This window comes from Paraburkholderia sp. FW306-2-2C-D06C, assembly GCF_058781505.1.
In genome coordinates, this window is sequence record NZ_JBYSWU010000022.1 from 103,656 (window position 1) to 114,760 (window position 11,105).

General features: G+C 61.9%; 9 protein-coding genes and 1 riboswitch. All 9 genes read right to left on the bottom strand.

From position 1 onward, the window contains the following. Positions 1-13 precede the first annotated feature (13 nt). Positions 14-3,613 (bottom strand): urea carboxylase, encoded by a 3,600-nt coding sequence (uca, locus tag AC3WLT_RS18535; protein WP_492593149.1) that lies wholly within the window; start codon positions 3,611-3,613, stop codon positions 14-16. Positions 3,614-3,788: 175 nt separating this feature from the next. Further along, entirely contained in the window at positions 3,789-4,430 is a 642-nt protein-coding gene (locus AC3WLT_RS18540; protein WP_492593150.1) for an urea amidolyase associated protein UAAP2, read from the bottom strand. A gap of 15 nt (positions 4,431-4,445) precedes the next feature. Beyond that, positions 4,446-5,150 (bottom strand): urea amidolyase associated protein UAAP1, encoded by a 705-nt coding sequence (locus AC3WLT_RS18545; protein WP_492593151.1) that lies wholly within the window; start codon positions 5,148-5,150, stop codon positions 4,446-4,448. 16 nt (positions 5,151-5,166) lie between these two features. Continuing rightward, positions 5,167-5,958, bottom strand: a complete 792-nt coding sequence (locus tag AC3WLT_RS18550) for an ABC transporter ATP-binding protein (protein WP_492593152.1) — start codon at positions 5,956-5,958, stop codon at positions 5,167-5,169. Then, a complete protein-coding gene (locus AC3WLT_RS18555) occupies positions 5,955-6,770 on the bottom strand; it encodes an ABC transporter permease (protein ID WP_492593153.1) in 816 nt (271 codons plus the stop codon). Before AC3WLT_RS18555 ends, AC3WLT_RS18550 begins: the two co-directional genes overlap by 4 nt. Positions 6,771-6,804: 34 nt before the next feature. Then, on the bottom strand, positions 6,805-7,875 hold the full coding sequence (locus tag AC3WLT_RS18560; protein ID WP_492593154.1) for a putative urea ABC transporter substrate-binding protein: 1,071 nt from the start codon (positions 7,873-7,875) through the stop codon (positions 6,805-6,807). Positions 7,876-7,933: 58 nt separating this feature from the next. After that, positions 7,934-8,033, bottom strand: a riboswitch (guanidine-I (ykkC/yxkD leader). 561 nt (positions 8,034-8,594) lie between these two features. Beyond that, positions 8,595-8,858 carry a DUF4148 domain-containing protein gene (locus tag AC3WLT_RS18565; protein ID WP_492593155.1) on the bottom strand — a complete coding sequence of 88 codons (264 nt, stop codon included), beginning with the start codon at positions 8,856-8,858 and terminating at the stop codon, positions 8,595-8,597. Between the two features lie 617 nt (positions 8,859-9,475). After that, entirely contained in the window at positions 9,476-10,141 is a 666-nt protein-coding gene (locus AC3WLT_RS18570) for a response regulator (RefSeq protein ID WP_492593156.1), read from the bottom strand. Next, positions 10,122-11,105, bottom strand: a 984-nt coding sequence (locus tag AC3WLT_RS18575) for a sensor histidine kinase (protein WP_492593157.1), incomplete at its 5' end; no start/stop codon positions are given. The genes AC3WLT_RS18575 and AC3WLT_RS18570, both read right to left, overlap by 20 nt.

Consider the following 11,105-nt stretch of genomic DNA (forward strand, 5'->3'; position numbering starts at 1 on the left):
TTTCCCAGGATAGTCAAAGACGTTCAATGACGGCAACCCGCTGCCCCGCTCGCACCGGCGAACCGGGCGCCACGTGAATTTCGCTGACCGTTCCCGCACACAGCGCGCACACAGAGATTTCCATTTTCATCGACTCGATGATGAGCAGCACGTCGCCTGCCTCGACCCTATCGCCGGGCGATACCCGCACTTGCCAGAGGCTGCCGGCAATCTCGCTGTCCACCGCAATTTCACCCTCTTGCAGCGGCGCCAGTTCCGCGCTCTCGGCGACCGGCGCGTCGAAACTCTCCTCCGCTGTTCCCGCTTCGCGCCAGCGCTCGCGTTCGGCCTGAAACGCGGCTTGCTGACGCGCGCGGAATTGCTTGATGCCAGCGGATTCGTGCGTGAGAAACGTTTGATAGTCGGCCAGCGACAACTCGGTCTCTTCGAGCTTCAACGGATAGCGGCCGAGCGGAAAATCCGCGCGGATACGCAGCAACTCATCGGCAGGGACTTCGTAGAAGCGGATCTGATCGAAGAAGCGCAACAGGTACGGCCGCCCCGCGAAATCCGCGACTTCGCGATAGCGGTTCCACATCTGCAACGTGCGGCCAACGAACTGATAACCGCCTGGCCCCTCCATCCCATACACGCACAGATACGCGCCGCCGATGCCGACCGAGTTCTCCGCCGTCCACGTGCGCGCCGGGTTGTATTTGGTCGTCACCAGCCGGTGGCGCGGATCGAGCGGCGTCGCGACCGGCGCGCCGAGATACACGTCACCGAGCCCCATCACGAGGTAGCTGGCATCGAAGACGATCTGTTTGACGGCGTCGATCGAATCGAGGTCGTTGATGCGGCGGATAAACTCGAGATTGCTCGGGCACCAGGGCGCGTCCTTGCGCACCGTGGTCATGTATTTGTCGATCGCGAGCCGGCACGCGGGATCGTCCCACGACAGCGGCAAATGCACGATCCGCGACGGCGCGCGCAAATCCTTCTGCAACAGAACGTCCTGCCATGCGCGCTCGACGATCGCGAGCAACTGCGAGAGCGGCAGGCTTTCAGGCTGATAGTGAATCTGCAGTGAGCGGATGCCGGGTGTCAGATCGATCACACCAGCGAGCGCCATCGCTTCGAGCGACTGCATCAGCGCATGCCCCCGGAACCGCAAAACGAGGTCAAGCTCCGTCGGGCCGATTTCGAGCAGCAGATGCGTGTCGCCGGAAACACGCGCGACCAGCCGCTCACGATCCGTACCGGTATCGAGGACGATAGGCGATGTGAGCGCTGCGGCCTTCGTGAATGCCGGTTTCCCCTCGAATTCGAGCGTCTGCAATTCACGCAGACGTTGGCGTGCAGCCTCACGCGCTTCATCGATCTGCACCGGCACGAAGCGCACCTTGTCACCGGCCTTCAACTGGCCGATTTGCCAAAGATCCGCCTCGATGATCGTTACCGGACAGACGAAGCCGCCAAGACTCGGACCATCGGGTCCGAGAATCACGGGCATGTCGCCGGTGAAATCGACGGCGCCGACCGCGTACGGGTTGTCGTGAATGTTCGACGGATGCAGCCCCGCCTCGCCGCCGTCCTCGCGCGACCATTCGGGCTTCGGCCCTATCAGACGCACACCGGTGCGGCTGGAATTGAAATGGATCTCCCATTCGGTGTCGAAAAACTGCTCGACATAACGCGGGCTGAAGTACTCCGGCGCGCCGTGCGGACCGTAGATGACGCGCAGCGTGCGCACGGTTTCGAGCGCGGGAACGTTAGCGAGTACCGCGCCCGCACGCTCATCCTGCAACGGATGAAGATGCAGCACATCGCCCGCACGCAGCGCTCGCCCGCCATGGCCGCCGAACTGGCCGAGCGTGAAGGTGCTCCGGCTGCCGAGATACAGCGCGACGTCGAAGCCGCCGCGCACGCACAGGTAGGCACGCGCGCCCGCGCCGCGAATCGTGCCGAGCGCGAGCGTCGAACCGGCGGCGACAAACAGGGTCGTGTTCAACGGCTGTTCGATATCGTCGAGCAGCACAGGCAGATTCGCGCCCGTCACGGCGACGACGGCGTCCGTGTTGAAGCGCAAGGTCGGCCCACTCATCGTAATTTCGAGCGCGGCAGCGTCTGCGCTGTTGCCGAGAAGCCGGTTGCCGAGCCGCAGCGCACGGTCGTCCATCGGACCGGATGGCGGAATGCCGACCGCCCAATAGCCGAGGCGGCCCGGATGATCCTGCACGGTCGTCTGCGTGCCGCCGCTGGCGACTTCGATCGTGCTCGCCCGATACTTGAGCCCTTCAAGGCAGCGCGTCCACGGCTCGCCCGACGCAAACGGGTGATCGTCGAGGATCTGCCGCAGATAGTCGCGGTTCGTCTCCACGCCATAGATGCGCGTGTTCTGCAACGCGTCAGTGAGCGCGTGGCGCGCTGCCTCGCGCGTTGGCGACCACGCAATCACCTTTGCAAGCATCGGATCGAAGTAGGGCGGCACTTCGCAGCCCGCCTCGATCCACGTATCGATGCGCAGCGCGCGGCCTTCGGCGCGCGGAAAGGCGACATCGGTCAGCAAACCCGGGCTCGGCTTGAAATCGCGGCCCGGGTCTTCGGCGTAGAGCCGTGCCTGAATCGCGTGCCCCTGCGGCTTCAACCCCGCCGCGAGTTCCTGCAATGGCGCGAGCGTGCCCGCCGCCAGTTCGATCATCCAGCGCACCAGATCGACACCCCAGACCTGCTCGGTCACGCCATGCTCGACCTGCAGGCGTGTATTCACCTCAAGGAAATAGAACTGCTGCGCGGCGCTGTCGTAGACGAATTCGACCGTGCCGGCGGAGCGGTAATTGACCGCTTTCGCGAGCTTCACCGCGGCGTCGCACAAGGCGGCCGACATGCCATCCGGCAGATTAGGCGCGGGCGTCTCTTCGAGCACCTTCTGGTTGCGCCGCTGCACCGAACAGTCGCGCACGCCGAGGGCGATCGCGTCGCCGCGGCCGTCGCCGAACACCTGCACTTCCAGATGCCGCGCTCGCTGGATGTACTTTTCGAGGAACACGCCTGCATCGCTGAAGTTGTTCTGGCCGAGGCGCTTCACCACCTCGAAATGCGCACTCAATTCCTCGACGCTCCAGCACACCCGCATGCCGATACCGCCGCCGCCCGCCGTGCTTTTCAGCATCACGGGATAGCCGATCGCCGCGGCCGCTGCCAGCGCGGCTGGGAGGTCGTCCAACAAGCCCGTGCCATTGAGCATCGGCACACCCTCGTCCGCGGCAATCCCACGGGCCGTGTGCTTCAGGCCAAACGCCCGCAACTGGCCTGGCGTCGGTCCGATGAACGCGATGCCCGCCGCTTCGCACGCTTCGCCGAAGGCCGCATTCTCGGACAGGAATCCGTAGCCCGGATGGATCGCCTGCACGTTTTCGCGGCGAGCGATCTCGAGGATTTTTTCCGTGTCGAGATAGGTGGCAGAGGCCGGACCGTCGCCGAGACCGTGCGCGATGGGCGCCTCGCTCACGTGAAGGCTCGCGCGGTCCGCTTCCGCATAGACGGCGACACCTGTTACATCGAGTTCACGCAGCGTTCTGAGGATGCGGCACGCAATGGCGCCGCGATTGGCGATCAGGATTTTCTCGAACATGAGAGGGGACTAAATTCATGGGCGGGCCGTCCCGCCACGTGGGAATTGCATGCCGCGGTCGTCCGCGGCAGAGGTCCGTGTCAGCGATCTGCGTGGGTCAGTTGTTCGCGCGTGCGGGTGCCGCATCGTCCGGAGCGAACCAGCATGACGAAATAAAGCCAGTTGCGGATACGCTTCAGTTCCATATCAGCAGTTCCGCGGGCGTCGGGTTATAGGCGTTGCACGGATTGTTCAACTGCGGGCAGTTGGAGATCAGCACGATCACATCCATTTCCGCGCGCAATTCGACATACTTGCCCGGCGCCGAGATGCCGTCTTCGAATGTAAGACCGCCTTCGGACGTCACCGGCACGTTCATGAAGAAGTTGATGTTCGCGCCGATATCCTGCTTCGACAAACGTCCGTCGTGCGCGCAGGCACGCAGGTAGTTGTCGCGGCAGCTATGCATGTAGCGCTTTTCCAGCGCGTAGCGAACTGTGTTGCTTTCCTGCGCGCAGGCGCCGCCGAGCGTATCGTGGCGGCCGCAGGTATCGGCGACGATCGTCAGCATCGGATTGCCGAGGTTCGAATACAGCACGGTACCCGTCGTCAGATAGAGGCTTTTCTGCCGGCGCAGCGTTCGTTGCGGGTCGAAACGCTCACGCGGATCTGCAAGACTGTAGAACAGCGTATCGACGGCCTGATTGCCTTCCAGATCGAGAATGCGCAGCGTCTGGCCGGCTTTCAGTTCGTGAAGCCACGGCTCGCCGGCCGCGAGTGTCTCGCGAAAGACCGCGTGTTCGGGGCGTTTGTCGCTGACTGTAAGCGTCGTTGTCATGGTGTCAGGCTCCGCTCAAAGAAAGAAACGATCGGTGTTGATAAAACCGCGCACGTTTTCCTCGCATGAGGTTCGGCAAAGTTCGGCGACGTCGCGCTCCGCGTGGCTCAACGCAAGCCTGACCGGCTTGGGTGCGTATTCCGGATTCGGATCGAGTGGATGCTGGATCGCGGTGAGCACGACGAGCGTGTTCATCGGCGCATACAGCTCGACGTAATCGCCGGCTTTCGAATTGCCGGGCACGAAATTCAGGGCACCCGCGTCGGTGACATCGACACGGCTAAAGAGATTGAGCGTCATCAGGAGGTCCGAGATACCGAGCCCCCATTTGCCCATTTCGACAAGCAGATTGTCCGTGCCGTTGCGATAGAACGCATTGCGCAGTTCCTGATAACGGCCCGTGCCGTACCGTTCATGCACTTCGTCGGCATTCGATACGCCGCCGATGCTGTCGTGCCAGCCGCAGGTGTCCGCAACGATCGCGGCGAGCACGCGACCCATATCGGAATAAAGGCAATGACCGGCCGTCAGTTTCGCCGTGTGCTGGCACTTCAGCGTATCGGGGAGGTTGAGCCGTTCGCTCTTCTCGGTTGCGTTGATCAACATAACGCTGACGTTCGCGCCGCCGCGCAGGTCGGTGATGCGCAACGACTGGCCGCGCTTGACGATCAGCGATGCATGGCCGCCGCCGGGGACGGTGTCTTCGAGTAGCAAATCCATGTTGTCAGGATTCCCGTTAGGCTGAGACCGCTTCGACACGCGATGCGCCTTCCACCACGGCTTGGGCCATATGGATGGACGACGCGGAGTCGCGGCTGTGGTCGAGCGGAATGTTGTAGGTAATGCGCGCGCCGTAGGCGCCGGGCGCTTGAGGATCGACACGGACCTTGTCGAATACCAGCACGCGGCTGCCAAGCGTGAAGCCTTCCTTCAGGTCATGCGTGACCATGAAGATCGTCAGCTTCGATTCACGCCACAGACCCAGCAGCAAGTCGTGCATGTCCTTGCGGATGCCGGGATCGAGCGCGCCGAATGGCTCATCGAGCAGCAACACGCGCGGCTTCATCATCAGCGCCTGGGCAATCGCGAGACGCTGTTGCATGCCGCCCGACAGTTGCTGCGGATATTTATCCAACGCCGCGCCGAGGCCCACGCGTTCCAGCATCGCTGCGGCTTCGTCACGCGCCGCACGCCGCCGTGCACCGAACAGTCGGCCCGTGAACTTCGCGCGCGGCAATTCGAGTCCCAGCATCACATTGCGGACCACACTCAGATGGTCGAACACCGAATAGCGCTGAAACACCACGCCGCGATGCGCATCGGGTTCACCCGGCAAGGGTTTGCCGTCGAGCAGAATCTCGCCGCGCGTCGCGCGTTCCTGGCCGAGCAACAGCCGCAGGAATGTGGACTTGCCGCAGCCCGATGCGCCGACCATCGAACAGAACTCGCCTTCATCGACGCGCAGGTTCAATCGTTCGAGCACGACCTGATCGCCGTATTGCTTCCAGACGTTACGAACTTCGATCATCGTGCGCCTCCGCCATACCAGGGGAACGACCATTGCGTGAGACGGCGCAGCAGTTCGTCGGTGAGCCACGCGAGCAGCGTGATCCACGCGACGTAAGGCAGGATCACGTCCATCGCGAGGTAGCGGCGCACCAGAAAAATGCGGTAGCCGAGACCGTCCGTCGAAGCGATCGCTTCCGCAGCGATCAGAAACAGCCAAGCAGAGCAGAGCGAGAGACGGATCGCCACCAGTAAGCGCGGCAGCAGTTGCGGCAGCACGAGACGCAGAATCAAGGTCCAACTGGTTGCGCCAAGCGTCTGCGCCTTGACCCACAGCTCGGTTGGGATCTCGCGGGCCCGCGCGTGCAGATCGCGGATGATCATCGGCGTAATGCCGACCACGATGAGGACCACCTTCGACAACTCGTCGAGCCCGAACACGATGAACAGGATGGGCAGCACCGCGAGCGGCGGAATCATCGAAATCACCGTAATGAACGGTGAAAAGGTTGCGCTCACCAGCGGAAAAGCGCCTGTCGCAATGGCCGCCACCAAGGCAATCACGGCACTCACGACGAGGCCGATGCCGAGCCGTCTCAAGCTCGACACCGTATCGGCCCACAGCAGATACTCGCCCGTGCGCTTGTCCTCGTTGAAAGCGACCTCCTTGATGGCGTCGGTCATTTGCGTGGCGCTCGGCAGCAGCTTGTCATTGGGATTGACCTTGAGCCGCATCGACGACCCGGTGAAATAGACCGCCATCAGCACGATGAACGGCAGCAACAGCAGCATCAGGCCGCCGCTTCGGCTGGGGTGTCGATTGATGAGTCGCATGGATGCCTGCCTTATCAAATGCGTGTTGTCTGGCTCAGAGCTTGCCGGCAGCCGCCATTTCCACGTAGGTCGGATCGAAGCGCAGCTTGACGTTGCTCTTGTTGCCGATCACAACGCCCTTGTCGAACGCCATGCCGACCACGTCCGCGCTCTTGGCGTCCTGCCCGAGCAGACCGTGATCGAACGAAAACTTCGCGACGCGCGTCATGATCTTCGGCATGTCGGGGCTGGTGACGAAATCGAGCGCGGCCTTCGGCGTGTAGAACAGCGCGGTGGTCGACAGTTGGCCCTTGAAGCCCGCGAGATCGGTGCCCGATGCCTTCGCCATCGCGGTGAGCGCGCCGGTGCTGTCGGCGTTATTGGCTCGCATCAACGCGACCATCTCGAACCATGCGCCCGTCAGCGCCTTGCCGAGCGCCGGGTTGTCGTTCAGGGTCTTCGTGTTGACGACCATCATGTCCATGATTTCGCCGGGGATCTTGCTCGAGTCGAAGACCTCCGTGACGTTCGGCTGCGCCTTCAGGTCGGCAAGCATCGGGTTCCACGTCACCGCGTTGTGGACAGCGGGCGTGGCGAACGCACCGGAGATGTCGGCATCGGAGGTGTTCACCACTTTGAGGTCGCGCTCGCTCATATGCGCGCTCTCGAGGGCGCGCGCCAGCAGGTAGTGAGACACGGAGAACTGCACCAGATTGATCTGCTGGCCCTTGAGGTCGGCAATCTGCTTGCCCTTGCCCTTGATGAGCACGCCGTCGTTGCCGTTCGAATAATCGCTGACGATCAGGGCGGTCGAATCCACACCGCCCGAGGCCGGGATGGTCAGCGCGTCCATGTTGGTCATCGCGCAGCCGTCGAACTTGCCGGCGGTGTACTGATTGATGGATTCGACGTAGTCGTTCAGTTGCACGACATCGACGTTGATGCCGTATTTTTTGGCCCACTTGGAGACGATGCCCTGGGTTTTGGCCTGGCCCCACGGCATCCAGCCCGCGTAGATGGTCCAGCACACCTTGAAGTCGGTGCGTCCGGCGGCAAACGAGGAGGTTGAGGTGAAAGCGGCGAGAGAGACGGCGGCGATGCTGAGAAAGCGAACGAGCTTGCGCATGAGGTTGACCTCGGAAGGGACGGTTAGCGACGGCAGGGAGCAGCGCAAACATCGCGTTCTCTCCCGGGCTTTTGTCCCGCCGTGTAACCTCACCTGAGGTCGACAGCTCTCGGACCAGCACCTGCGTGAAGCAGGCCGGAACCCTAGCCGTCCATTTCCAGATTGTGTGTTAAACCGGATGATGCGCCGGCTCCTTGCACTCCTTCCTGAGCGAGAAGCGTGCCAAAGCAAAATCGCCGCATTTGGGCGCAGCGCAGCGGGTTTCCGCCCCGCTCCGGTGACGGCGCGCACCTAGGTATGCCGAATCGGCACCTTATCCGTGCATTGATTTTTGGGGCGTTGATAGTCATGTAGCGGCCTGGATCAGGAAATGACCGCGGGCAAACTGCGCGATCGCGCGCATCGCGCAGGACGGCGGATTCAGCAGCAACAGCCATTTCACGTCCAGCCTTCGCCAAGCGCATGCGATCACGCCGGCGCAATTTCGCGACGAGCAGCGACACGACCGTGCGACGGTTGATTGCGAGTAGGTCCATCCGCTGGCCGGGTTAGCCAGCTCGGTTTTCCGCTCATCCGTCCATGTCCTGGCGAGCGCCGTGATGTGCGACGGTCAGCTCGAGTCCTGCCATTCTCCCGGGCTGTGGCCCCTCGCTCCAATTGTTGACGTCGTTTCCCGGGACGCTGTGCGGCGCGCACCGTACCGCATCCCGTGCATCTGCTCACTGCCCGCCGTAGAGCGCGTTCAAGCGATCCAGCGTGCCGTCCTTCTGGGCGCGCTGCAATTCCTGAATGACCTCTGCGCGAGTCTTGCCACGGAGGGCGCCGCTCCCGCTACTGCCCACGGACGTACCGCCGACTGCATCCGACGTCATAGCGGCGTTGCTGTCGGAGGCCGTCCTGGATGTGTCGGTGTTGTCACCCGCATAGGCGAGCGTGGTGCACAACGTCAATGCGGCAATAGGGATCAAAGTCAGAGTTTTCATCGTATTCTCCAGCATGGTGCATGACATGCCCGACGCCAATCGAATCACACAGTTTGCGCCGGGATTTCGTGCCGTTTCGAAAGGCATCAAAGGGTCTTGCAAGGACTCGGCACGCTCTTGCAATACCAGGGCAGAATTTCCTTTATTCCCGAGTTACCTCTTTTTTTTGTATCGCGGCCGCTCCAGGATAGGGCCCAGGCATCCAGCCTGGATCTATTTTCATCACCTGCAACGTACTCCTTTGGTATTTATGGATGTTCTGCTGGTTGTTCCAGTTGGAACGATATTGGAATTATTTTTCTGATCTGTAAGCAGAACGTCGGCGTAGCGCACGCAAGCCAGCTCGAGGCTCTCTCTGGATGGGCAAGTCCTATCTCCCACGGCCCATCCATAGGGCCACGACAGTGCGGAAATCAGAAACTACAACGGTTCGCTGGATACTGGTGTTCATGGCGGCGAACCGCGTGGAACTGCCGGGTTTCGACTGCCCCCCGTCCACGGGTTGCGGCACGCCGACAGGTACCACTGCACTGTATGCGCTGACCGCATGCGCATGAATAAGGTACTTTTCCTAAACGAGGCTAGGGGATTGCCTTATTCAGTGACCGGGCTCCGCCCTATTGGCTCTCGATCCACTGAATTGCGAAGCGCATCAGCTCCTTGCCGTTACGGATATTCAGCTTTTCTTTGATGTTGGCCCGGTGTGCCTCGATGGTCTTGACGCTCCGATTCAGTTTCTCGGCGATTTCGCGGGTACTGAAGCCGAGTCCGATCAGCTGCAGGACCTCGAATTCCCGTTCCGAAAGGCTCGCAATTGGCCCCGCCGGCATTTTTTTGGGACCCGCAAGGGCTCGCGCCAGCTTTTCATGCATGGCGGCGCTCAAATAAATATTGCCTGCCAGCACGTCGCGGATGGCACTCATGACATGCTCTGTGGCCTCGAGTTTCATCAGATACCCGTTTGCCCCGGCCCGTAGTGCGCGTTCGGCAAACAGGCTTTCGTCATGCATGCTGAGGACGAGGATTGCCAAATTTGGGTAGCGGTGGCGGAGGGTCTTGACAAGATCCAGGCCGGAGTCCGATTGCAGACTGATGTCCACAATGGCCATGTCGGGCTGGCAGGCCATCGCGGCCAAGGCTTCTTCGGCGCTGCCGGCCGCACAGCAGACGTGCAGATCCCCTTGCAGATTCAGCAAGTGCGTCATCCCCTCCCGGATGATGGGGTGGTCATCCACGATCAGGATTTGAGTCGCGCGGCCTGAGCTAGACGAGTTCCCGTGCATGGTCCGGGCGCTCCGGTATCGGATAGCGGATGGCGACCGTGGTGCCACCCAAAGCATTGCGGGTCACGGTGCAAGAGCCGCCCAGAAGGCTCGCCCGGTGACGCAGGTTGTGGAGTCCCAGCCCTGAGGCACGCTCCATTTGTTCCGGGCCGACGCCCACCCCGTCGTCACTGATCGAAAGCGTCTGCGAACCGCCTGCGCGCTCCAAGTCGATCCAGATGTGGCGGCCTTCGCTATATTTCAGCGCGTTGTTGACTGCTTCCTGTGCCGCACGGTACAGGTTGATCTGCGTCGGCGGATCCAGTAAGTCCACATCTGGGTTGATCCGGAGCATGCAATCCACGCCATTAAGCGCGCGAGTCGTCTCCGCCAGCACATGCAGTGCGGCCGCAAGGCCACCATATTCCATGGCGACCGGGTCCAGGCCATGGGCAATCCTGCGGGTCATCAAGGACGCCTGCTTCACCAATCCGACGATGGTAGTGGCGTCGGCGGCGGCTGGGTGGCCCTGGGTCTGCAGTTTCTGATTCAAGGCGGCGCTGTACAGACCCAGGCTGGTCAGGTGTTGCCCAAGTCCGTCATGCAGTTCCCTGCCGATGAGTCTCTGCTGCTGATCGCCGATCTGGATCAGTTCTCCTTCCAACAGACGGCGCCGCGCCATCTCCTCCTTTAGTTCATTGTTTGTCTTCTCCAGGTCTTCGGTTCGCTCCTGGACGCGCCGTTCCAATTCGATGTGGGATGCCTGCAGCAGGCTATGGACGCGCTGCTCCTGAGCACGTACCGCCACCAGCAGCAGTCCGGTCACCGCCACGACGTTCGCGAAGGTGCACCACCTCACGAGGCTATCCACCGGAGATTCGGCGGCGAAGGGGCCCGTGTCGTGGGTGGTACCCCAGATGGCCACGACTGAAACCATCAAGGTCGCGATGCTGGTGCCTAAGTGATCGAAGCGGAGAGCCGCCCA